We start from the raw sequence: 22707 nt of genomic DNA on the forward strand, positions 1-22707 counted from the left end.
GAGGAATACCGTTCATGCGCAAGCGCCAACTGATCGCGGCCGGTGCCGCGGTCCTCACCCTGTCCTCGGCGGGCGTCATCCTCGCCGCGGCGGGCAGCGAGGCCGAGGTCCCGGCGGCCACGCTGGGCACGCTGACCCCGTCGAAGACCTCCGGTCTGGACACCGACGCGCCCAGCTACACCACCCAGGGCCCCTGCCCGACCAACTCCGACGGGTTCAAGGTCGACGTCTACGGCCCCGGCGGCTTCGCGAGCGGCTTACCGGCGACCACCGTGTCCGACGCGGGTTTCTCCACGGACGCGGCGTTCACCGTGCCGCAGACCTACGTGTTCCGCGACATCGCGCAGGACGCCTCCACCACGATCGTGCCGGGGAAGTACACGGTCGTGCTGAGCTGCATGGACCAGTTCGAGTCCCAGGTCCGCGGCACGTTCACCCGTGAGCTGTTCTTCACCACGCCGACCAAGTGGCAGCTGACGGACCCGACCGCGCCGACGACCACGACCCCGCAGCCGACCACGACGACTCCGGTGCCGACGACCACGACTCCTGAGCCGACGACGACTACGCCGGAGCCGACGACCACCACGCCGGAACCGACGACTACGACTCCGGAGCCCACTACTACGACTCCCGAGCCGACCACCACCACTCCGGAACCCACTACGACCACCCCGGAGCCCACCACGACGACTCCTGAGCCGACCACTACGACTCCTGAGCCGACGACGACTACGCCGGAGCCGACGACCACCACGCCGGAACCGACGACTACGACTCCGGAGCCCACCACGACGACTCCCGAGCCCACCACCACTCCGGAGCCGACCACCACCGTCGAGCCGACCACCACGGTCGCCCCGACCACGTCGACGGACCCCGACACCCCGCCGCTGCTCGGTCTGCTCACCCCCAACAAGACCAGCGGCCTCGACGTCGACGCGCCGACCTGGACCACCGCCGGGCCCTGCCCCACCGGGACGGACGGCTACCAGCTCGACATCGTCGGCCCCGGCGACAAGTTCAAGAACGGCCTCAACATGACCGCGGTCGGTGACGTGGGCCTCTCCACCACCGCGCCCTTCCCCGCGACCCAGACGCTGACCTTCAAGGACGTCGCCAACGACGCGGGCACCACCATCGAACCCGGCCGCTACGCCGTCATCCTCAGCTGCGTGGTCCAGATCGAGGCCCGCGCCGTCGCCTTCTACGGTGTGGCCATCGACTTCACCAGCCCCACCGAGTGGAACCTGGTCAAGGGCAACCCCACCACGCCACCGAAGACCACCCCGCCGACCACTACGACCACCACCGGTGCCACCACCACTACGGGCGCGACGACCACCACCGGTGAGACCACGACCAGTGGCGAGACCACCAGTGGCACCACCGACCCGGCCCCCCAGGGCGGCGTCGGCGGTGGCACCGACGGCGGTAGCGGCTCCGGTTCGGGCTCCGGCACCGGCAACCTGGCCAGCACCGGCGCGTCGATCGGCTTCACCGTCCTCTCGGGCGTGGCCCTGATCGGCTTCGGCGCTGTCGCCATCGCGGCGACCCGCCGCCGCCGGGCCACCCCCGCCCCGACGCCGTGGCCGACCGACAGCTGACCCACCAACCCGTGTGCGCCGGGGTGCGACCCACCCCGGCGCACACGGCCGCTCCGGCGTGAGGGGGCCGGTGCCGTGCCCGCACGACACCGGTCCGCTCCGCCCGCACCGAGAAAGGACGCCGGGTGACCGCGCTCGACACACCACCGCCGCTGGAGCCGTCGCCCGCCGCTCCCATGCCGGGGCTCGACGACCCGCCGCGGCCGCCGCGCGGCGTGCTCCAGCTCATCGGGCAGATGCTGGCCATCCTCGGCACCGTGCTGCTGTGCTTCGTCGTGCAGCTCAGCCTCGTCGGCACCGCCCAGCACGACCGCGACCAGAGCACCGCCTACGACGACTTCCGCCGCGAACTCGCCAACGGCACCGCCCCGGTCGGCGCGCTCGTCGACGGCAGGCTGCTCGACAGCGGCACCTCCGTGGCCATCCTGGAGATCCCGCGCATCGGCGTGCGCGAGGTCGTCGCCGAGGGCACCTCGGCCCGCACGCTCAAGTCCGGCCCCGGCCACCTGCGCAACACCCCCATGCCCGGCCAGGCGGGCACCAGCGTCATCTACGGCCGCCGCGCCACCTACGGCGGCCCGTTCGCGCTGCTCGACAAGCTGCGCTCCGGCGACGAGATCATCGTGACCACCGGCCAGGGCGAGAGCCGCTACGTCGTGCAGGGCGTCCGCCGCGCCAACGACAAGGAGCGCCCCGCCCTCCAGTCCGGCCAGGGCAGGCTCACCCTGGTCACCGCCGACGGCAGCTACTACGTGCCCAGCGACATCCTGCGCGTCGACGCCCGCCTGTCCTCCGAGGCCTTCGACGGCAACCGGCGGCTCCCCGCCTTCGCCGTCCCCGACGACGAGAAGGCCATGGTCGGCGACGCTTCCGCGCTGACGCCCCTCGCGCTGTGGATCCTCGTGCTCGCCGCCGCCGCGGTCGCCGTGGTGCTCATCCGCCACCGGCTCGGCCGCTGGCACGCCTGGGTCATCGGCGCGCCCGTGCTCGGCGTCGTCGGACTCACCCTGGCCGACGCGACCGCGGGCCTGCTGCCCAACCTGATGTGACCGACGAGGAGAACCCAGTGACCACGATCCCCGTAGACCTGACGCGGCCCATGGTGCCGCCCCTCGACGGTCAGGCCACCATCGACGCCCGCGCGGTCTCCGCCTGGTTCGGCGAGCGCAAGGTCCTCGACCGCGTGTCGCTGGTGATGCCCGCGGGCACCGTCACCGCGCTCATCGGCCCCTCCGGCTGCGGCAAGTCCACCTTCCTGCGCACCCTGAACCGCATGCACGAGCTCATCCCCGGCGCCAGCCTGGCGGGCGAGGTCTTCCTCGGCGACAAGGACATCTACGACCCGGCCCGCAAGCTCACCGACGCGCGCAAGCAGATCGGGATGGTGTTCCAGAAGCCCAACCCGTTCCCGGCCATGTCGATCTACGACAACGTGCTCGCCGGCCTCAAGCTGACCGGCGTCAAGGCGAGCCGGGCCGAGCGCGACGACCTCGTCGAGCAGTGCCTGGCCAAGGCGGGCCTGTGGCTCGAGGTCCGCGACCGCCTGCGCTCGCCGGGCGGCGCGCTCTCCGGTGGCCAGCAGCAGCGGCTCTGCATCGCGCGCTCGCTGGCCGTGCGGCCCAAGGTCCTGCTGATGGACGAGCCGTGTTCGGCGCTGGACCCCACCTCGACCCGGCGCATCGAGCAGACGATCGGCGAGCTGGCGCACGAGGTGACCATCGTGATCGTCACCCACAACATGCAGCAGGCCGCCCGCGTCTCCCAGCAGTGCGCGTTCTTCCTCGCCGAACAGGGCACCCCGGGCGCCATCGTCGAGGCGGGCCCCACCGAGAAGATCTTCTCCGCCCCCGTGGACCCCCGGACCTCCGACTACGTCCACGGCCGCTTCGGCTGATCCGCGACACGCCACACCCCGGCGATCCGGTATCGCTCCCAGTCAGCGGGCTAGCGGCCGATTTCCGCTGGTCCGCAAACCGGCGAACACCCGATCGAGGGGTCGTCCGGTACCGGCCACCGCGGGTAGCGTGGGTGGCCGGTACCGGTCGCTGGGGGTGTGGTGGATCTTCGGTTGGACCCCGCGCCCGCGCCGGGGGTGGTGCTGGTGGCCATCGGGGGTGAGGTCGACCTGGTGGCGGCGGGCATCCTGGAGCGGTTCCTGCTCGGCGCGGTCGCCGAACAGCGCAGCCCGCGCCCCGGACTGATCATCGACCTGTCCGACGCCGAGTTCTTCGGCTGCGCAGGCCTCAACGCGCTGCTCGCCACCCAGCGCAGGCTCGAGCGCTCCGGCGGCTGGCTGCGGCTGGTCGACGTCTCCGCCGCGGTCTCCCGCGTGCTCGACGCCAACGGCATGAACACCGACCTGCGGGTCACCTCGTCCAAACCCTGACCGCCTAGGCGTAGCCGAAGGCCTGCGTCCAGTAGATCCGGTAGCTGCCGCCCCGGTACACGCCGACGCCCAACTCGCCGAACGAGCAGTTGAGGATGTTCGCGCGGTGCCCGGAGCTGTTCATCCACCCGGTCATCACCGCGTCGGGCGTGGCCTGACCGGCGGCGATGTTCTCCCCGCCGCCCTTGGTGTACCCCTCGGCGCGCATCCGGTCCCACGGCGTGCGGCCGTCGGGGCTGGTGTGGTCGAAGTACCCGCGCACCGCCATGTCCTGGCTGTGCTTGCGCGCGGCGGTGGCGAGCTTGTCGTTCCACCGCAGCGGTCCGCAGCCCGCCTCGGCGCGGCGGGCGTTGACGATGTCGAGTACCTGCTGCTCCTCGGGCTGACCACCGGGGACCGTGGTGGTGGGTTGAGGTTTCGTGGTGGTGGGGCGCGGTTTTGTAGTCGTGGTGGTGGTCGTTGTCGGTTGGGTCGTAGTGGTAGTCGTCGGTGCGGATGTCGTCGTCGTGGTGGTCGTGGGTATCGGCGGGGTGGTCGTGGGCGTGGTGGGGCGATGGGGACGGGGCTTGGTGGACGCGGGCACCGCGAAGCCCACCAGGGTGTCGCTGTCCGGTCTCGCCTCCGTCTGACCCGGTGCGGCCAGCGTCAGCGCGGTGGCGGTCAGGACCGACCCCGTGGCGGCGGCGACCAGAACGGCCAGGCGGCGTCGAGCTTTCACGATCAGGAATCCCTTCGGACGGCGGACTGCTACGCCGGTTGGACGGTGGGGTTGCGCCAGGGATTACGGTCTGAGGCCCAACGAACGCGAAATTTCTCCGCGGAGGCCGCCGTGCAGCCAAGCGATCCGAGCGACACCTCCCTCGCCGCGCGCGCCCGTGCGGGGGACTCCGAGGCGTTCGCGCTGCTCTACGACCGCTACCGCGAGTCCGTCGCCAGGTTCCTGACCAGGCTCACCGGCGACCCGCACCTGGCCGAGGACCTGACCCAGGAGGCCTTCGTCAGCGCCATGCGGAACCTGCGGTCGCTGCGCAGACCCGGGCGGTTCCGGCCGTGGCTGTTCACCATCGCCCACCGGGGTGCGCTGGATCACATACGCCGCGGCGGGCCGGTGCTGCTGCCCGACCTGCCGGAGCTGGCGGCGGGCGACGCGAGCCCGGAGGACGCCGCCGACGCGAACGAGGCCACCCGCCTGGTCTGGGACGCCGCCGCCAGCCTCGAACCCCGCCAGCTGGCCGTCCTCGAACTGACCTTGCGCGACGAGGTGACGACCGCGGAGCTGGCAGGCGCGCTGGAGGTGCGCACGGCGCACGCGGCGGTCCTGGCGCACCGGGCCCGCAGCGCCCTCGGCCACGCCGTCCGGCTGTTGCTGCTGGCCCGCAACCCCCGCCACTGCGAGCGGTTGGCCAACCTGGTCCCCGCGCGGCCGCAGCGGCTCTCGCGCGCGCAACGGGCCTCCGTCGACCGCCACCTCCGCCGCTGCCCGAACTGCCGGGCGCTGGCGAGCAGGCTCACCGCGCCCACGGCGGTCCTGTCCGCGCTGCTGGTCGCCCCGAGCCCGCGCGTGGACGACCCGGCCTGGGCGGCCATGGACACGAGTCGTCACCTCGTCCGCAAGACGGCGGTCACCCTGACCCTCACCGTCCTGTTGACGGCCCTGGTCTCCGTAGCCCCACCCGACGCGCTCCCGCCCGAGGCCGAGTTCCCCTCGCCGACCCCGGACCTGCCCGCGGTCAGCACCTCGCGCCCGTCGACACCTACGTCCACAGTGGACTCAACCACGTCGGTCGCACCGCAACCACCCTCGTCCACCCGGGTTTCGTCCGCTTCGCCGACGACCACATCCCGCCCGGCCGTCCAGGCCGAACCGGTCCGCCTCGTGACCTCCCTCAACGCCCGCCGAACGACGTCGGGCTGCCCACCCCTGCGCGTCGACCCCCGCCTGACCGAGGCGGCCCGCTCCCACAGCGCGGCGATGATGCGCGCGGACCAGGTCACTCTCGCCCCCGAGAACGCCCCAACCCTCCAACAACGCCTGGCCGATACCGGCTACCACACCGCCGCGGGCTACTTCGTCGCCGCCACCCAAAAAACCGCCGACGAGTTGGCCCCACTCCTCCCCGAAACCCCCTACGACTGCACCACGACATCCATCGGCACAGCCCAAACCCGGGGCGGCCCCTGCGGCTACTACTGGACCGTGATCTACGCCGTCGACTGACCCTCTCGGGCTCGGGCCACCCGACAGCGCCACGATCCCCGTTCCGCTCGCGGAAGTGGATGACCTCGCCCTGGCCGCGGTCGTCCGCGCCAAGCACGCATCGGCCGCGTTCGCGATCAAGCCGAGGCACTTAGGCCGTGTCCGGTAAGCGATTCACCTGGTGATTTGATCTTGGTGTGGTGGGTCGTGGTGAGGTGGCGGATAGGGTATGGGCGGTGATCGAGCGGCGGCCTGGAGAGCAGGCGAGCCCCTGTTCGCGCTCACTCCCGCGAGGAGTCACCCGAGGTCCGTTCTCCTGCGGCGAATCCCGGGTAGTGGGTGCGGGTGAGAGCGCGGAGGTCGCGACTTCCGCCACTCGCGCCCATCGGCAGGCGCCTACCTCGCCGCCATGGACACCAACCTGAAATCCAACCCCGCGGTCCCATCGCCCGCGGTCGCGCGGCGAGCCGGGAACCGGCGGGGCTTCACCCACCTCAACGGCTCATCAGGCACCTGCTGTTGCCACAACGCATCAGTCGCGTTGCCGGTCGACCCAAAACAAGATCAATCGCTGGCGATCGGGACGTGGTTCTCCTCGGCGTGGGTGGTCCCTTGGTCAATCCTGGTGGGCAGGCGGGAATTGGTGGCTGACGGGGGAATGGAATCGGGCTGGGCTCCGAAAGGTCGGCGGCGCCAGCCCGATTCGCGGTGACGAGCGGTGCGGTTAGTTGTTCTTGTAGCCCGCGCGGCGGAGGGCGTCGGCCAGGGAGCCGGATGGGGGTGGGGTGTTGTTGGCGCGGTTTCGCTGGTTGTTGTTGCGATTGGGGGCGGGGCGCTGGGCGCGGTTGGGTTTGCCGCCGCCGCCCTGCCCCTGGGGGGACTGGGTCGGGAGCTCGTCGTCGAGGCGCAGGGTCAGGGAGATCCGCTTGCGGGGGATGTCGACGTCGAGGACCTTGACGCGGACCACGTCGCCGGACTTCACCACGTCGCGCGGGTCCTTGACGAAGTTCTTCGACAGGGCGGAAACGTGGACGAGGCCGTCCTGGTGGACACCGATGTCGACGAAGGCACCGAAGGCGGCGACGTTGGTGACGACACCCTCCAACGTCATGCCCGGCTTGAGGTCGGCGAGCTTCTCCACCCCGTCGGCGAACGTCGCCGTCTTGAACGCGGGCCGCGGGTCGCGGCCCGGCTTCTCCAGCTCGGCCAGGATGTCGGTGACCGTGGGCAACCCGAAGGTCTCGTCGACGAAGTCCGCGGGCCGGATGCCCCGCAGCGCGCGGCTGTTCCCGATCAGCGACGGCAGGTCGCCGCCGGTGTTCGCCAGGATGCGCCGGACGACGGGGTACGCCTCCGGGTGCACGCTGGACGAGTCCAGCGGGTCGTCGCCCGCCGGGATGCGGAGGAAGCCCGCGCACTGCTCGAACGCCTTCGCCCCCAGCCGGGGGACGTCCTTGAGGCCCTTGCGGGTCCGGAACGGGCCGTTCGCGTCGCGGTGCGCCACGATGTTCTCCGCCAGCCCGGCCCCGATGCCGGACACCCTGGTCAGCAGCGGTGCCGACGCGGTGTTCACGTCCACCCCGACGCCGTTCACGCAGTCCTCGACCACCGCGTCCAACGACCGCGACAGCTTCACCTCGGACAGGTCGTGCTGGTACTGCCCGACGCCGATGGACTTCGGGTCGATCTTGACCAGCTCCGCCAGCGGGTCCTGCAGCCGCCGGGCGATGGACACCGCGCCGCGCAGGGACACGTCGAGCCCCGGCAGTTCCTGCGAAGCGTACGCCGACGCCGAGTACACCGACGCCCCCGCCTCCGACACCACGACCTTGGTGAGCTTCAGGTCGGCGAACGCGCGCACCAGCTCACCGGCGAGCTTGTCGGTCTCCCGGGACGCCGTGCCGTTGCCGATCGCGATCAGCTCGACCCCGTGCTCGGCCGCCAACCGCCCCAGCTTCGCCAGCGACTCGTCCCACCGCTGCTGCGGCACGTGCGGGTAGATCGTGTCGGTGGCCACGACCTTGCCCGTAGCGTCCACCACCGCGACCTTCACGCCCGTGCGGAAACCCGGGTCGAGGCCCATCGTGGTCCGCGACCCGGCGGGCGCGGCGAGCAGCAGGTCGCGCAGGTTCATCGCGAACACCCGCACCGCCTCGTCCTCGGCCGCCTGCCGCAGCCGGGACCGCAGGTCGATCCCGAGGTGGACCAGGATGCGCGTGCGCCACGCCCACCGCACCGTGTCCGACAGCCACTTGTCGCCCGGCCGCCCCTGGTCGGCCACGCCGAAGCGCTGCGCGATCGACACCTCGTACTCGCTGCGCACCGGCGGCACGGCCGCCGGGTCGGCGCCCGGGTCCGGGTCGAGGGTGAGTTCGAGGACCTCCTCCTTCTCGCCGCGCAGCATCGCGAGCACGCGGTGCGACGGCAGCTTGCCGAACGGCTCGGAGAAGTCGAAGTAGTCGGCGAACTTGGCGCCGTCCTCCTCCTTGCCCTCCCGCACCTTCGACGCCAGCACGCCCCGGTTCCACATCCGCTCGCGCAGTTCACCGATCAGGTCGGCGTCCTCGGCGAAGCGCTCGACCAGGATCGAGCGGGCGCCGTCGAGCGCGGCCGTGGCGTCCGCGACGCCCTTCTCCGCGTCGACGAACCCGGCGGCGGTCTCGCGCGGGTCCAGGCCCGGGTCGCCGATCAGCAGGTCGGCCAGCGGCGCCAGGCCCGCCTCGCGCGCGATCTGCGCCTTGGTGCGCCGCTTCGGCTTGTACGGCAGGTAGATGTCCTCCAGCCGGGCCTTCGAGTCCGCGGCCATGATCTGCGCGGTGAGCGCGTCGTCGAGCTTGCCCTGCTCGCGGATGGAGTCGAGCACCGCCGCGCGCCGCTCCTCCAGCTCGCGCAGGTAGCGCAGCCGCTCCTCCAGCGCGCGCAGCTGCGCGTCGTCGAGGGTGCCGGTGACCTCCTTGCGGTAGCGCGCGATGAACGGCACCGTCGCGCCGCCGTCCAGCAGCTCGACGGCGGCGGTCACCTGTCGCTCCCGCACCCCGAGTTCCTCGGCGATGCGCTGGTGGATGCCCTGGGCGGGCGCCACCCGCGGCGGCGTCCCCTGAGTCGGCGCAGTCATCAAATCCCGCTTCCGCGTGGTCGGTCACTTTCCGCATCCCATTCTGGCGGACTCCGGCAAGGGGCGGGTGGCAGGGGCGGCAACCTGTGGACAACTTCGAAACATGTGGACAACTCCGCCTGTGGACAACTTTCCGCACCAGTTGCCGAGTCGTGCGATAAAGGACGGGACCACGGACGACCAAGATCAGCGAGAGGAGGCCCGATGCGCGTCGGCCTGTTCGTCACCTGCCTCATCGACACCCTGTTCCCGGGCGCGGCGCGCGGCGTCGTGCGGGTATTGGAGCGGCTCGGGCACGAGGTCGTGTTCCCGCTCGCGCAGACGTGCTGCGGCCAGCTGCACTTCAACACGGGGTACCAGCGCGAATGCGTGCCGCTCGCGCGCAAGTTCGCGGCGGACTTCGCCGGGCTCGACCACGTGGTCTCGCCGTCGGCGTCGTGCGTGGCGATGGTGCGCGAGTTCCACCCGGTGGTGGCCGCCCTCGGCGGCGGCGACTTGCCCCGGGCCGTCACGGCCACGGTCCCGCGCGTGCGCGAGTTCACCGAGTTCCTGGTGGACGTGCTCGGCGTGACCGATGTCGGCGCGGTCTTCCCGCACCGGGTGACCTACCACCCGACCTGCCACGGCCTGCGGCTGCTCGGGCTCGGCGACCGGCCGACGGCGTTGCTGCGGTCCGTGCGCGGCCTCACCCTGCTCGACCTCCCCGACGCCGAGCAGTGCTGCGGTTTCGGCGGCACGTTCGCGCTCAAGAACGCCGACACGTCGGTGGCGATGGGTGCGGACAAGGCGCGGGCCGTGGTGGCCACCGGGGCCGAGGTGCTGGTCGCGGTCGACAGCTCGTGCCTCATGCACGTGGGCGGGTTGTTGTCGCGGCAGCGCAGCGGGGTCCGGGTCATGCACCTGGCCGAGGTCCTGGCGAGTGAGGAGGCGCGATGAGCGTGTGGATGGGGATGCCCGCTTTCCCCGACGCGGCGCGGAAAGCGCTTGCCGACTCGCAACTGCGGGCCAACCTGCGCGCGGCCACGGGCACCATCCGGGCGAAGCGGGCCGCCGTGGTGGCCGAGCGCGCCGACTGGCCGGAGCTGCGCGCGGCGGGTCGGGCGATCAAGGACCGCGCCCTCCGCGATCTGGACAACCACCTGTCGCTGCTCGCCGAACGCGTCACCGCCGCCGGGGGCGTGGTGCACTGGGCGCGCGACGCGGCCGAGGCGAACCGGACCGTGGTGGGGCTCGTGCGGGCGGCGGGCGCGGCCGAGGTCGTCAAGGTGAAGTCCATGGCGACGCAGGAGATCGAGCTCAACGAGGCGCTGGCCGCGGCCGGGATCGCCGCGTACGAGACCGACCTCGCCGAGCTGATCGTCCAATTGGGACACGACCGGCCGTCGCACATCCTGGTGCCCGCGATCCACCGCAACCGGACCCAGATCCGCGACCTGTTCCGCCGGACCATGCCGGAGGCGCCCCCGGACCTGACCGACGACCCGGAGGCGCTGGCCGCCGCCGCGCGGGAGCACCTGCGGCGGAAGTTCCTCGCGGCGCGGGTGGCCGTGTCGGGGGCGAACTTCGCGGTGGCCGAGACGGGGGCGCTGGTCGTCGTCGAGTCCGAGGGCAACGGGCGGATGTGCCTGACACTGCCGGAGGTGCTGATCAGCGTGGTCGGGATCGAGAAGGTGATCCCGACGTGGACCGACCTGGAGGTGATGCTGCAACTGCTGCCGCGTTCGTCGACGGGGGAGCGGATGAACCCGTACACGTCGGTGTGGCGCGGCGTGCGCCCGGGCGACGGGCCGCGCGAGTTCCACCTGGTGCTGCTGGACAACGGCCGCACCGACGCGCTGGCCGACGAGGTGGGGCGGGACGCGCTGCGGTGCATCCGCTGCTCGGCGTGCCTGAACGTGTGCCCGGTCTACGAGCGCGCGGGCGGCCACGCGTACGGGTCGGTGTACCCGGGCCCCATCGGCGCGATCCTGACACCGCAACTGCGGGGCGTCGACGCGGACCCGGTGAGCCGGACCCTGCCGTACGCGTCGACGCTGTGCGGCGCGTGCTACGAGGTCTGCCCCGTGCTGATCGACATCCCGAGGTCGCTGGTCCACCTCCGCGCCAAGGTCGTCGACGTGCACCGCGGAACCCCCTCCGCCGAACGCGCGGCCATGACCCTCGCGGCGAAGACCTTCGCGAGCCCACGCCGATTCGCCCTGGCCCAGCGGCTGGTGCGGTTCGGCGCCCGACTGCTGCGCCGGACCCGCCTGCCCGGCCCGCACTCGGGCTGGACCGACGCAAGGGACATCCCACCCCCACCGGACCACACCTTCCGCGAGTGGTGGGCAACGCGGACGGACACCCCGGTGGTCGACCACGCCACCCGCGAGCGGGCCCGGTTGGACAGTGGAACAGGTGCCCCTGAGAGAGACGGCCCCCGCGAGGACCATGCCCGTGGTGCTGGAGGTGAACTCGGAGCAGGCAACGACGTCGTGTTGGGGCCTGGTGGGGCCGAGGTGTTGGCGCGGGTCCGGTCGGCATTGGGGAGTGCGCGGGAGGACGTCGAGGTCCCCCGGGAGTACGCCCACGCGGTCGAGGACGACGTCGACGTCGTGGCCTTGTTCGCTGAGCGCGCCGCGGACTACCGGGCCGTCGTCCGGCGTGTGGCAGGAGATGGTGGCGGAACGGCCGCTGCCGCCGCGGTCGGCCAGGCGCTGCGCGAGTTGGGTGCGGCGTCCGTCGTAGTCCCGGACGACCTTCCCGCCGAGCTTCTCTCCCAGGTGGACGGTGTCGTCCTCCGCGACCGCGGCGACCTGACCGTCGACGCGCTGGACCGCGTCGACGCCGTGCTCACCGGGTGCGCCGTCGCCGTGGCGGAGACCGGCACCATCGTGCTCGACGCCGGGACCGGCCAGGGTCGGCGGGCGTTGAGCCTCGTGCCGGACGCGCACGTCTGCGTCGTCCGCGCCGGGCAGGTCGTCGGCACCGTGCCCGAGGCCGTGGCCGCCACCGCCGGGGCCGACGTGCTGACCTGGGTCAGCGGCCCCTCCGCGACCAGCGACATCGAACTGCACCGGGTCGAGGGGGTGCACGGCCCACGCACGCTGGTCATCGTCTTGGTCGACTGACGGACGCCTCGCGACCCGGTCCAAGGGTTGCGGGACGCGGTCGATCGGGTGGATCCCCGGAGTGGATAGCGCAGTTCCCGGATTGAAGCCTGGCGGTTCCGCGACTGCCCGGGTGGTGGCCGCGCGGCGTGGCGAGATGATCGCCGGTGGACCTGGGCAGGCAGCGGCGGTTGACCTTGCCGGATCGGGTGCTGCCGGTCGCGGTCCGCCGGCGCGCGAAACCGACGATGCGTGGGATCGAGCCTGTCGCGCACCGCGGCGCACCGGCTGGTCGACCCCTCGGCCCATTGTCCGGTGTCGGCGCCACCGGCGAACCGATCTCGGTGACCGCGACCACCGCACCGTCTACTTTTGCCGGTGGCAAGCAGTGCCACCGGCGGGGCGTCCGGTCATGGCTGACGGCGGCCACCTCGGCACCCCGGTGCGATCATGTCCGGCCGGGCACTCCGCGACGGGCAGGAAACCACACCGCCGCGCCATCTGCGCCCCGGGCTGAACATGCCCCTCGTCCGCGTGAAGAACTGGAAGACCCCGCGCGACTGCCGTCGCGCACGACACTCCACCGCCACCGCCGCAGCGGGCATCGCCGTCCGCCACGACCCCGCCGGACCGACCGGACCACACCATCGGACCGCGATCACGAGTCAGTCACGAGACATCTCCCACGCGCTGTCCACAGCGGACTCGGCGCTGCTCGATCGGGTGGGTTTGGTTGCACCGCCTTGCATCGGGCCGACACCCGGTTGGCAGAGCTGGAACGGGTGAGGCATCAACGGTCCGTGGGGGATTCGCCCGTTGGCCGTCCTCCTAACGTATTCGAAGTGCCACCTGGATTGGTGGTCCGCGGTCGCGCCCATTGTCCGGGGCCGGTTCGCCCGCTAACGATCGACCGGCCGGCCATCAAGCCGGGCACCCCACCCGAATCGGAGGGATCTGTGCGTACACCGCGAAAGTCGCTAGTGTCCGCCGTTGTCGTCGTGGCACTGGCGGGCGCGGGGCTGGCCGTCACGCCCGCGGGGGCGGCACCACCCGGGGTCCTGCCTTCCACTGTGGACGCGACGCTCATCCCGGGCGGCACCACCACGGTCACCAAGTCGGTGACGACCCCGGCCATCCCCTACAACCCGGACATCGTCTTCCTGGCCGACACCACCGGCAGCATGTCCGCGGTGATCGCCAACGTGCGCTCCAACATCGGCACGCTCACCGGCAACATCCTGACCGCCCAGCCCAGCGCCCAGTTCGCGGTGGCCGAGTTCAAGGACATCAAGGACACCATCCCGTTCCGGGTCAACCAGCAGCCCACCGCGAACATCTCGGCCGTGCAGGCCGGGACCACCCAGTGGGTGGCCGCGGGCGGCGGTGACTTCCCCGAGGACTTCATCAACGGCCTCTACCGCGTCGCCTCCGGCGACATCACCTTCCGGCCCGACAGCAGCCGGATCGTCGCCCTGTTCGGCGACGCCCCGTCGCACGACCCCAGCAACGGCCGCACCCTGGCCGACGCCGTCACCGCGTTGCAGGGCATCAACGCCCGGGTCATCGCGGTCAACTCCTCCGGCCTCGACGCCAAGGGGCAGGCCGCGGCGCTGGTGAGCGCGACCGGCGGCGTCCAGCTCAACAACGTGCCGTCCAGCGCCGTGCCGCAGGCGATCCTCGACGGCATCAAGGGCACCAAGGTCAGCGTCGCGCCCCGGGTGAAGACCTGCGCCCCCGAGCTGACGGTCAGCAACTCGCCCACGTCGGTGTCGGTCACCAGCGGCAGCGTCGCGACCTTCACCGAGACACTGACGGTCAGCCCGTCGGCCGCCCCCGGCGTCTACAGCTGCCAGGTCGACTACCTGGTCGACGGCGTCTCGCAGGGCTTCGTGGAGACCACCACCGTCCGCGTCCTGGGCCTGTCGGTCGGCGACATCACCTTCGCCGAGCCCACCTCGGGCACCGCCGGGGCCGTCTTCACCGTGACGCTCAACGCCGCTGCCAACGCGCCGGTGACGGTCAACTACGCCACCGCCAACGGCACCGCGACCGCGCCCGCCGACTACACCGCCGCCTCCGGCACCCTGACCTTCGCGCCAGGGGAGACCAGCAAGACGGTCACGGTCCAAGTCGCCGCGGACACGATCGACGAACCGTCGGAGACGTTCACCCTGACGCTGTCCGGCGCCTCCGGGGCCACGATCCTGCGGGCCACCGGCACCGCGACGATCACCGACAGTGACCGCGACGGCACCTGGACCTGCTCGGCGGGCGCCGCCCGGCTCGCGCTGCTGCAGACCACGCTGGCCAGCGCCGCCCAGGCCAACTCGCCCAACGACCCGTGCGTCGAGGAGACCCCGACGCTGATCAACGCCAACCTGTCCTCGGGCATCCTGAGCGTGCTCACCGGCGACGTGGACGCGACCACCGACCTGATCCCGAACGACCAACAGACCGCGGTCGCCAACGGGGACGGCGTGCGGTCGTCGTCGAACATCGCGGGCGCCACGATCAGCCTGCTCGGCCTGGCCAACATCTCGGTCGGCGCCGTCACCGCGTCCGCGGGCTTCACCTGCTCGAACGGCACGCCGGTGTACAGCGCCAGCTCGAACGTGGCCTCGCTCAAGGTCAACGGCCTGACCGTCGCGGTCGGCAACGGGCCGCTGACCATCCCGCTGGTGGTCGGCACGCTGAAGATCAACACCGACACGATCGTGAACGGCCAGTACGTGCGCCAGGCGTTCGCCCTGGACACCTCGGTCGCCACGGTCATCCTCGGTGAGGCCAAGGTCGGCTACAAGGGCACGTCCCTGCACCCGTCCGGCAACCCCTGCTCGATGTAGGAAACCCGGCGGGAAGAGAGAAGGGCCCCGCTCCGGAATCCCGGAGCGGGGCCCTTCCCCACGGTCTCAGTGCGGTCAGACCACGCTCACGCCGGTCGCCTGCGGACCCTTGGCGCCCTGTCCGACCTCGTAACGCACCTTCTGGTTCTCCTCCAGCGTGCGAAAGCCGTTTGTCTGGATCTCCGAGTAGTGCACGAACACGTCCGCGCCACCGTCGTCAGGGGCGATGAAGCCGTACCCCTTCTCCGAGTTGAACCACTTGACGGTGCCCTGGGCCATGCTTGTCTCCTAGCCGTCCTACTGGAGGGTTGACCGCTGGTGCGGACGCCCCAGTCACCGGTCCCGGCGGGTCGGGGGCCCGACTACCGCTGCGATCCGTGTGACCACAGCCAGTCAACCACAACCCCACGACAGGCGGCGAGAATCCCGGCACGCCCGCGTGGTCGGACTCACCTGCCCGAAGCCAGGGCCGAAAGGGCGCACAGCCCGGCCCACGCGCCCGCCACGGCAGCCGACTTGCCGCGCGCCGACGCGTCCGGCAGCCCGGTCCCGAAACCCACGGCGTCCACCACGTCGGCCACGACCCGCACCGCGATGGCCGTGCGCAGCGGCGCCCCGGCGGGCGCGACCGCCATGGCCAGGCCGGTGGCCAGGTCGCGCGCGCCGATGCTCCTGGTCAGCACGGCGACGCCGCGCGCGGGTTCGCCGGAGGAGGTCACCAGCCCGGTCGGCCGCGCCATCAGGGCGGGCCGGGCCAGGATCGCGGCCCCGTACGCGGCGGTGGCGAGCCCGAGGGCCCGCGGGATCCAGATCAGCTTCGCCATGGCCGCAGGCTACCCAGCCCGCACCCGGTCCGCCGCGCGCCCGGTTGTCGCGGCAACCGAGAAATTCACGGTGTGCCCGCGAGCATCCCGTGCAGGGCCTCGGCGAACGACCGGTGGAGGTCCGCGCCAGTGAGCCGTTCGCGGTTGGCGCCCGCGATCCGGTCGAAGATGGCGCCGTCGAGGAACGCGACGAGGGCGCGGCCCTGCCGCCCCGGGTCGGTGGCGCCCGCGGCGACCAGCAGGTCCGCGGCGAGCCGCCGGTAGCGCTCGCCGACGGACACGAGCACCTCCCGCAGCTCCGGCCTGCGGACCGCCTCCAGCGACAGCTCGTAGCGGGCCAGCGCCCGGTCCCGGTGGACGGTCGCCGCGCGCTCGGCCATGCCCGCCATCATCCCGGCCAGCACGTCCACCTCGATCCGCCCCGGCACCGGGGTGACCGGCGCCAGCTCGTCGGCGTCCAGCTCGGCCAGCCGCTCGACGGTGGCGGCCAGCAGGGCGTGGCGGGTGCGGAAGTAGTACGAGGTCGAGCCCTCCGACAGCCCCGCCGCCTTGTCGACCGCGCGGTGGGTCAGGCCGCGCAGGCCCTCGGCGGCGAGTGTGGCGATGGCCGCGTCGGTGATCGCGCTCCTCCGGGAAGTCACTCTACGAGTGTAGAGTCCTCTACAGGTGTAGAGAACCGAGGAGGAAGCCATGGGAACAGCGGCAGTGGTCGGTGGCGGGATCGCCGGGCTGACGACCGCAATCGGCCTGGTCAGGCGGGGCTGGGACGTCGAGGTGCACGAGCGCGCCGCCGAGTTCACCGAGGTCGGCGCGGGGATCTCGCTGTGGGCGAACGCCCTGCGCGCGCTCGACGTGCTCGGTCTCGGCGACCAGGTGCGGGCGCGCGGCGCGTACTCCGGCCAAGGCGGCTTCCGCGACCGCAAGGGCCGCTGGCTGGCCCGTGGCGCGGGCGGACCGGACGAACTCGTCATGCTGCACCGCGCCGAGCTGCTCGACGTCCTCCTCGCCGCCGTCCCCGACGGTGTCCTGCGCCCCGGCTCACCGGCCGCCGACGTCCGCGTGGTCGACGGCAAACCCGTCCTCAACGGTCGCGAGTACGACCTCCTGGTCGGCGCCGACGGCCTCCGCAGCACCGTCCGCGCCGCCCTCTGGCCCGACGCCCCGAGCCCCCGCTACTCCGGCCACACCGCGTGGCGCACGATCGTCCCCGCCGCGGGCCTCCCCGCCGTTGCCGGCAGCGAGACCTGGGGAGACCGCCAGGTCTTCGGCGTCTTCCCGATGAGCGACGACCGCGTCTACGTCTACGCCGCCGCCGTCCTCCCGGCGGACACCCGCTTCCCGCACAGCGAACTCGACGAACTCCGCCGCCGCTTCGCCGACTGGCCCGACCCCGTCCCCGCTGTCCTCGCGGCGGCGACCGCGGCGGTCCGCCACGACCTGTACTACCTGCCCGACCTGCCCACCTACGCGCGCGGCCCGGTCGCGCTCGTCGGCGACGCCGCGCACGCCATGACCCCCAACCTCGGCCAAGGCGGCTGCCAGGCCATCGAGGACGCCGTCACCCTCGCCGCCACCGCCGACCTCCGGCGCTACGACGCGCTCCGCCGACCCCGCAGCCAGTCCATCGCCCGCCGTTCCCGGACCGCGGGCCGCCTGGCGCACGCCGGTGCCGCCGCGCCGCTGCGCGACGCGGCCCTGCGCCTGCTCCCACCTGCGCTGTTCCGCCGCCAACTCGCCAGTGTGCTCGACTGGCCTCCGACCACCCCCCGACCTGGGGAAAGATGGGGGAGTGCAGTCTGATTTCCTTCGCGACCTCTTCGGCGACCAGTGGCAGCCGCCCCCGACCATGGTCCTGGTGACCGCGGGCATCGCCCTGGCCGTCGTCATCGTCAACGCCTTCTGGCGCCCGGCCCGCAACGTGATCACCATCGTGCACGAGGCGGGCCACGCGCTGATCGCGCTGCTCGCGGGCCGCCGGGTCACCGGCATCCGCCTGCACGCCGACACCTCCGGCGTCATGCTCTCGCGCGGCAAGCCCGAGGGGCCGGGCATGGTCTGCACCGCGCTCGCGGGCTACGTCGCCCCGTCCCTGCTCGGGCTCGGCTTCGCGGCCCTGCTCGGCGCCGACCGGGTCAGCGCCGTGCTCATCACCTGCGCGGTCCTGCTCTTCGCCGTGCTGGTCATGATCCGCAACCTCTACGGTGTGCTGCCGGTCGTGGCCACCGGCGCCGTGCTCTTCGGCGTATCCTTCTTCGCCCCCGACCAGGTGCAGGCCGCCTTCGCCTACCTCATCGCCTGGTTCCTGCTGCTCGGCGGCCTGCGCCCGGTGGTGGAGCTGCAGGCCAAGCGCAGGCGCGGGCACGCCCGCGACTCCGACGCCGACCAGCTCGCCCGGCTCACCGGCGCCCCCGGCTTCTTCTGGGTCGGGTCGTTCGCGCTCATCAACGCCGGTGCCGTTTTCCTGGCGTGCGGGTGGCTCTTGCTTTAACCCGAAGGTTCCGCGTGTCCTCACCCGTTTTCGCGCGTTGTGCTCGGCGAGATACCCGGTGAGCGACCCACGGAAAGGCCCGCCCATGAGCGACCCCGCCACCGAACCCACCGATCCCGCGGAGCCGAGGCCGACGCGGCGCCGAACCCAGCGGGAGCGCCGGGAGGCCACGGTGGCCAAGCTCGTCGACGCCACCATCGCGGCGATCTCCGAGGTCGGCTACGCGCGCGCCTCCGTGCAGGAGATCTGCCGCCGCGCGGGCGTGTCGCACGGCGGGCTGTTCCGGCACTTCGACACCCGGCTCGACCTCGTCGTCACCGTCGCGGAGGAGGTCGGCAGGCGGCAGTCCGCGGACTTCCTGGCCCGCGTCGGCCCGTACCTGGGCCCCGAGGCGGACCCGGACCCGCGCGGCGCGCTGCGGGCGGTGCGGGAGGCGGCCCGCGCGCCGCTGAACATCGTCTGGTTCGAGCTGCTGCTCGCCGCCCGCACCGACGCCGACCTGCGCGCCCGGCTCCAGCCGACCATCACCGGCCGGGCCGGGGAGATCGACCGGATCGGGCTGCGGGTCCCCGCGATCGCCGCGCAACCCGAGCAGGCCCGGCTCGCCGCGCTGTCGACCGGGCTGCGCGCCTTCGACGGCGAGGCGCTGCTCGACGCCGTGCACCCGCGGCCCGACCTCGACGAGCAACGCGTCGAACAACTCGCCCGGTTCTACGCCGGACCACCGGGAAGTCCACAGTAGAGGGTCGTGGGGCGGCGCCGGGGCGGGCGCGCGCGTGCGGCATGATTCGGGGTCCCAGCAGGTGAGGGAAGGGATCCGACCGTGTCCGACCAGGCCGCGTCCGACCAGGCTGTGTCCGAGCAGACCACCGGCGACCTCGTGTCCGCGTGCGCGGCCAAGGCGTACGCGGCGGCGCCGTCGCTGGCCGGGGCGAGCGACGAGACCATCGACAACGCGATCGGCGAGATGGCCGCGCGGCTGTCGTCCGCGCGCGCCAAGGTGTTGGCCGCCAACGCCGAGGACGTCGCCGCGGCGGAGGCGGCCGGGATGAGCAGCGGTCTGCTCGACCGGCTGCGGATCACCGAGGCGCGGCTGGAGGAGATGGCCGAGCAGTTGCGGCTGCTCGCCTCGGTCGCGCACCCGCCGCGCTCCCGTGAGGTCGGCACGCTCGACGGCGGCTACCGGCTCATCGAGCTGAGCAGGCCGGTCGGCGTCATCGGCGCCAACTACGAGGCCCGGCCGAACGTGACGGTCGACGTGGCGTCGCAGCTGGTCAAGTCCCGCAACGCGGGCGTGCTGCGCACCGGGTCGGCCGCGCTGCGCTCGGCCACGGCGCTGGTCAAGCACGTCATCGCGCCCGCGCTGGAGGACGCCGACCTCGACGCCGACGCGATCCAACTGGTGCCCAGCCCCGACCGCGAAGCCGCGGGCGCGCTGGTCGACCTGCCCGACCTGGTGCCGCTGGTCATCCTGCGCGGCAGCGGCGAGAGCACCCGCGAACTCGGCCGCCGCGCCGCCGCGTCCGGCGTGCGGACGCTCGCGCACGCCGACGGCGGCGGCGTCCTCTACTACGACGCCAAGGCCGATCCCGGGTTCGCGGCGGACCTGATCACCCGCAGCCTCGACCGCCTCGGCGTCTGCAACCGCCTGAACCTCCTGCTGGTGCACCGCGACGTCTACGACACCGCTCTGCCCACCATCCAGGCCGCCCTCGACGCGGCGGGCGTGCGCGCCTCGCTGCCGCCGCACACTCACCCGATCGGGTACGAGTGGGCGCTGGACTCCGACCGCGAGGCCACCGTGACCGTGGCCCCCGTCGACGACCTGCGACACGCCGCGCGGATCGCGAACACCGAGACCTCCGGACTCGCCGCGGGCATCGTCACCACCGACGCCGCCGCGGCGGCGGACTTCTTCGCCGCCTACACCGGTACCGGCGTGTTCTGGAACGCCCCGACCCGCCTGCTCGACGGGTTCAAGCTGCTCGGCGTGCCGGAGACCGGGATCAACATCGATCGCGTCCCCGGACCCCGCGGCCCGGTCACCTTCACCGACCTGACCCTGCGCCAGTACGCCGTCCGCCCGGTGTGACCTGGGCAACTGCTGATCGGGAGTCGCCCACAGCACACCGAGCCCTCGCGCGCCCGCGAGGGCACCCGGGACTACCATCCCAACCGAACCACCCCGGTGGTTCGGCTCGCACGTCCGACACCAGCAGTTGCAGGAGGCAGGAGTGACGGCAGTAGCCCCGCAGCCGATCGCCACGCGGCCGTATCCGGCCCGCGAGACGGCCAAGGGTTCGTACCTGCTGCGGCTGTTCCGCACCACGGACCACAAGCAAATCGGCATCATGTACCTGGTCACGTCGTTCGCCTTCTTCATGGTGGGCGGCGCGATGGCGATGCTGATCCGCTCCGAACTGGCGGTGCCGGGGCAGCAGTTCCTGTCCCAGGAGCAGTACAACCAGCTGTTCACCATGCACGGCACGGTGATGCTGCTGCTGTACGCGACGCCGATCCTATTCGGGTTCGCGAACTTCATCCTGCCGCTGCAGATCGGCTCGCCCGACGTGGCGTTCCCCAGGCTGAACGCGTTCTCCTACTGGCTGTACCTGTTCGGCGGCATCATCGTCATGTTCGGGTTCCTCACCCCGGGCGGCGCCGCGGACTTCGGCTGGTTCGCCTACACCCCGCTGTCGGACAAGATCCACTCCCCGGGCATCGGCGCGGACCTGTGGATCACCGGTCTGGCGGTCGGTGGTCTCGGCACCATCCTGGGCGCGGTCAACATGCTCACCACCGTGGTCTGCCTGCGCGCGCCCGGTATGACCATGTTCCGGATGCCGATCTTCACCTGGAACATCCTGATCACCAGCGTGCTGGTGCTGCTGGCGTTCCCGATCCTCACCGCGGCGCTGTTCGGCCTGCTCGCCGACCGGCAACTCGGGGCGCACGTGTTCGACCCGGCCAACGGTGGCGTCATCCTCTGGCAACACCTGTTCTGGTTCTTCGGCCATCCAGAGGTCTATATCGTCGCTCTACCCTTCTTCGGCATCGTCTCGGAGATCTTCCCGGTCTTCAGCCGCAAGCCGCTGTTCGGCTACCGCGGCTTGGTGTACGCGACCCTGGGCATCGCCGCCCTGTCGGTCACCGTGTGGGCGCACCACATGTACGCCACCGGCGCCGTGCTGCTGCCGTTCTTCTCCTTCATGACCTTCCTCATCGCGGTGCCGACCGGTGTGAAGTTCTTCAACTGGATCGGCACGATGTGGAAGGGGCAGCTGACCTTCGAGACCCCGATGCTGTTCAGCGTCGGCTTCCTGGTCACGTTCCTCTTCGGCGGTCTCACCGGCGTGCTGCTGGCCGCGCCCGCCATCGACTTCCACGTGTCCGACTCGTACTTCGTCGTCGCGCACTTCCACTACGTGCTCTACGGCACGATCGTGTTCGCGACCTTCGCGGGCATCTACTTCTGGTTCCCGAAGATCACCGGCCGGTTCCTCGACGAGCCGCTGGGCAAGCTGCACTTCTGGACCACGTTCATCGGCTTCCACGGCACGTTCCTGGTCCAGCACTGGCTGGGCAACGAGGGCATGCCCCGGCGCTACGCCGACTACCTGCCGACGGACGGCTTCACCACGCTGAACATGATCTCCACGATCGGCGCCTACATCCTCGGCGCGTCGACGCTTCCGTTCATCTACAACGTGTTCAAGAGCTACCGGTACGGCGAGATCGTCACCGCCGACGACCCGTGGGGCTACGGCAACTCCCTGGAGTGGGCCACCAGCTCCCCGCCGCCGCGGCACAACTTCACCGAGCTGCCCCGGATCCGCTCCGAGCGGCCCGCGTTCGACCTGCACTACCCGCACATGCGGGAGGCGACCGAGGCGGACAAGTACGTGGGTCTGCTCGGTGGTCACGGCCACAAGCCCGCCCCGTCGGAGATGGTGGCCGCCACGATGAACCCGAACGAGATCTCCAAGGGCGACCCCACGTTGCCCAATTGAGCGCACCGACACCGTGACCGGCGCTGAGCGGGTCACGGGGGTGTCGGTCCGCCGAAGCGCGGAAGGGATCTGCGGGTGGAGCTGAGGAACGCACTGCGTCCTTCGCCCCACCCGCTTCTCCTTTTCCGCAAGATCCACAGACCTGGTT

The 22707-nt window shown here is 71.9% G+C and carries 18 protein-coding genes and 2 pseudogenes; 15 read left to right on the forward strand and 5 right to left on the reverse strand.

Going from position 1 to position 22707, the window contains the following annotated elements:
• Positions 1–14 precede the first annotated feature (14 nt).
• The 4 genes from CLV40_RS37835 (at position 15) to CLV40_RS09320 (ending at position 3993) form a co-directional block, all read left to right on the forward strand.
• Positions 15–1607 carry a hypothetical protein gene (locus tag CLV40_RS37835; protein ID WP_181043401.1) on the forward strand — a complete coding sequence of 531 codons (1593 nt, stop codon included), beginning with the start codon at positions 15–17 and terminating at the stop codon, positions 1605–1607.
• A 125-nt stretch (positions 1608–1732) separates the two neighbouring features.
• Positions 1733–2656 (forward strand): sortase, encoded by a 924-nt coding sequence (locus CLV40_RS09310; RefSeq protein WP_245931182.1) that lies wholly within the window; start codon positions 1733–1735, stop codon positions 2654–2656.
• A gap of 50 nt (positions 2657–2706) precedes the next feature.
• Entirely contained in the window at positions 2707–3501 is a 795-nt protein-coding gene (locus CLV40_RS09315) for a phosphate ABC transporter ATP-binding protein (protein ID WP_104478745.1), read from the forward strand.
• A gap of 162 nt (positions 3502–3663) precedes the next feature.
• Positions 3664–3993: an STAS domain-containing protein gene (locus CLV40_RS09320; protein ID WP_181043402.1), complete on the forward strand. Its 330-nt coding sequence runs from the start codon at positions 3664–3666 to the stop codon at positions 3991–3993.
• A gap of 4 nt (positions 3994–3997) precedes the next feature.
• Here the strand turns inward: CLV40_RS09320 and CLV40_RS09325 are convergent, their stop codons facing one another.
• Entirely contained in the window at positions 3998–4711 is a 714-nt protein-coding gene (locus CLV40_RS09325; RefSeq protein WP_245931183.1) for a CAP domain-containing protein, read from the reverse strand.
• A gap of 111 nt (positions 4712–4822) precedes the next feature.
• On the opposite strand from CLV40_RS09325, the gene CLV40_RS37105 reads away from it, so the two are divergent.
• On the forward strand, positions 4823–6211 hold the full coding sequence (locus CLV40_RS37105) for a sigma-70 family RNA polymerase sigma factor (RefSeq protein ID WP_181043403.1): 1389 nt from the start codon (positions 4823–4825) through the stop codon (positions 6209–6211).
• A 703-nt stretch (positions 6212–6914) separates the two neighbouring features.
• On the opposite strand, the gene CLV40_RS09340 is transcribed toward CLV40_RS37105, so the two are convergent.
• Positions 6915–9305 carry a Tex family protein gene (locus tag CLV40_RS09340; protein WP_104478459.1) on the reverse strand — a complete coding sequence of 797 codons (2391 nt, stop codon included), beginning with the start codon at positions 9303–9305 and terminating at the stop codon, positions 6915–6917.
• Between the two features lie 204 nt (positions 9306–9509).
• Here CLV40_RS09340 and CLV40_RS09345 point away from each other — a divergent pair, with 204 nt between their 5' ends.
• From CLV40_RS09345 to CLV40_RS09355, 5 genes and pseudogenes are all read left to right on the forward strand, one after another.
• Positions 9510–10241, forward strand: coding sequence for a (Fe-S)-binding protein (locus CLV40_RS09345; RefSeq protein ID WP_104478460.1), 732 nt, complete (start codon positions 9510–9512; stop codon positions 10239–10241).
• Positions 10238–11632, forward strand: a pseudogene (locus CLV40_RS38775) (LutB/LldF family L-lactate oxidation iron-sulfur protein); the annotation flags it as partial. The gene CLV40_RS09345 and the pseudogene CLV40_RS38775, both read left to right, overlap by 4 nt.
• 435 nt (positions 11633–12067) lie before the next feature.
• Positions 12068–12415, forward strand: coding sequence for a LutC/YkgG family protein (locus CLV40_RS40530; protein WP_342752260.1), 348 nt, complete (start codon positions 12068–12070; stop codon positions 12413–12415).
• 43 nt (positions 12416–12458) lie between these two features.
• Positions 12459–13021 (forward strand): annotated as a pseudogene (locus tag CLV40_RS40720) (hypothetical protein); the annotation flags it as partial.
• A gap of 353 nt (positions 13022–13374) precedes the next feature.
• Positions 13375–15237 carry a Calx-beta domain-containing protein gene (locus tag CLV40_RS09355; RefSeq protein ID WP_245931184.1) on the forward strand — a complete coding sequence of 621 codons (1863 nt, stop codon included), beginning with the start codon at positions 13375–13377 and terminating at the stop codon, positions 15235–15237.
• 75 nt (positions 15238–15312) lie between these two features.
• On the opposite strand, the gene CLV40_RS09360 is transcribed toward CLV40_RS09355, so the two are convergent.
• The 3 genes from CLV40_RS09360 to CLV40_RS09370 all read right to left on the reverse strand — a co-directional run bounded on the left by CLV40_RS09360 (position 15313) and on the right by CLV40_RS09370 (position 16702).
• Positions 15313–15516, reverse strand: coding sequence for a cold-shock protein (locus CLV40_RS09360; protein ID WP_104478461.1), 204 nt, complete (start codon positions 15514–15516; stop codon positions 15313–15315).
• A gap of 170 nt (positions 15517–15686) precedes the next feature.
• Positions 15687–16061, reverse strand: coding sequence for a hypothetical protein (locus tag CLV40_RS09365; RefSeq protein ID WP_104478462.1), 375 nt, complete (start codon positions 16059–16061; stop codon positions 15687–15689).
• Positions 16062–16126: 65 nt separating this feature from the next.
• Positions 16127–16702: a TetR/AcrR family transcriptional regulator gene (locus tag CLV40_RS09370; protein WP_245931185.1), complete on the reverse strand. Its 576-nt coding sequence runs from the start codon at positions 16700–16702 to the stop codon at positions 16127–16129.
• Positions 16703–16751: 49 nt separating this feature from the next.
• On the opposite strand from CLV40_RS09370, the gene CLV40_RS09375 reads away from it, so the two are divergent.
• The 5 genes from CLV40_RS09375 (at position 16752) to ctaD (ending at position 22559) form a co-directional block, all read left to right on the forward strand.
• Positions 16752–17861, forward strand: coding sequence for an FAD-dependent monooxygenase (locus CLV40_RS09375; protein WP_104478464.1), 1110 nt, complete (start codon positions 16752–16754; stop codon positions 17859–17861).
• 46 nt (positions 17862–17907) lie between these two features.
• Positions 17908–18549 carry a M50 family metallopeptidase gene (locus CLV40_RS09380; RefSeq protein ID WP_104478747.1) on the forward strand — a complete coding sequence of 214 codons (642 nt, stop codon included), beginning with the start codon at positions 17908–17910 and terminating at the stop codon, positions 18547–18549.
• An 85-nt stretch (positions 18550–18634) separates the two neighbouring features.
• A complete protein-coding gene (locus CLV40_RS09385) occupies positions 18635–19291 on the forward strand; it encodes a TetR/AcrR family transcriptional regulator (RefSeq protein ID WP_104478465.1) in 657 nt (218 codons plus the stop codon).
• 81 nt (positions 19292–19372) lie between these two features.
• Entirely contained in the window at positions 19373–20641 is a 1269-nt protein-coding gene (locus CLV40_RS09390; protein WP_374065493.1) for an aldehyde dehydrogenase family protein, read from the forward strand.
• Between the two features lie 142 nt (positions 20642–20783).
• Positions 20784–22559, forward strand: a complete 1776-nt coding sequence (ctaD, locus tag CLV40_RS09395) for an aa3-type cytochrome oxidase subunit I (protein ID WP_104478466.1) — start codon at positions 20784–20786, stop codon at positions 22557–22559.
• The last annotated feature ends 148 nt before the right edge of the window (positions 22560–22707 follow it).

Source organism: Actinokineospora auranticolor (genome assembly GCF_002934265.1).
Taxonomy (GTDB): Bacteria; Actinomycetota; Actinomycetes; order Mycobacteriales; family Pseudonocardiaceae; genus Actinokineospora; species Actinokineospora auranticolor.

What these genes read in the sequence shown, in the direction of transcription:
- CLV40_RS37835 (WP_181043401.1), top strand. Translation starts at nt 15, where the DNA reads ATGCGCAAGCGCCAACTGATCGCGGCCGGTGCCGCGGTCCTCACCCTG.
- CLV40_RS09315 (WP_104478745.1), top strand. Translation starts at nt 2,707, where the DNA reads ATGGTGCCGCCCCTCGACGGTCAGGCCACCATCGACGCCCGCGCGGTC.
- CLV40_RS09340 (WP_104478459.1), bottom strand. Translation starts at nt 9,305, where the DNA reads ATGACTGCGCCGACTCAGGGGACGCCGCCGCGGGTGGCGCCCGCCCAG.
- CLV40_RS09345 (WP_104478460.1), top strand. Translation starts at nt 9,510, where the DNA reads ATGCGCGTCGGCCTGTTCGTCACCTGCCTCATCGACACCCTGTTCCCG.
- CLV40_RS09360 (WP_104478461.1), bottom strand. Translation starts at nt 15,516, where the DNA reads ATGGCCCAGGGCACCGTCAAGTGGTTCAACTCGGAGAAGGGGTACGGC.
- CLV40_RS09365 (WP_104478462.1), bottom strand. Translation starts at nt 16,061, where the DNA reads ATGGCGAAGCTGATCTGGATCCCGCGGGCCCTCGGGCTCGCCACCGCC.
- CLV40_RS09375 (WP_104478464.1), top strand. Translation starts at nt 16,752, where the DNA reads ATGGGAACAGCGGCAGTGGTCGGTGGCGGGATCGCCGGGCTGACGACC.
- CLV40_RS09380 (WP_104478747.1), top strand. Translation starts at nt 17,908, where the DNA reads ATGGTCCTGGTGACCGCGGGCATCGCCCTGGCCGTCGTCATCGTCAAC.
- CLV40_RS09385 (WP_104478465.1), top strand. Translation starts at nt 18,635, where the DNA reads ATGAGCGACCCCGCCACCGAACCCACCGATCCCGCGGAGCCGAGGCCG.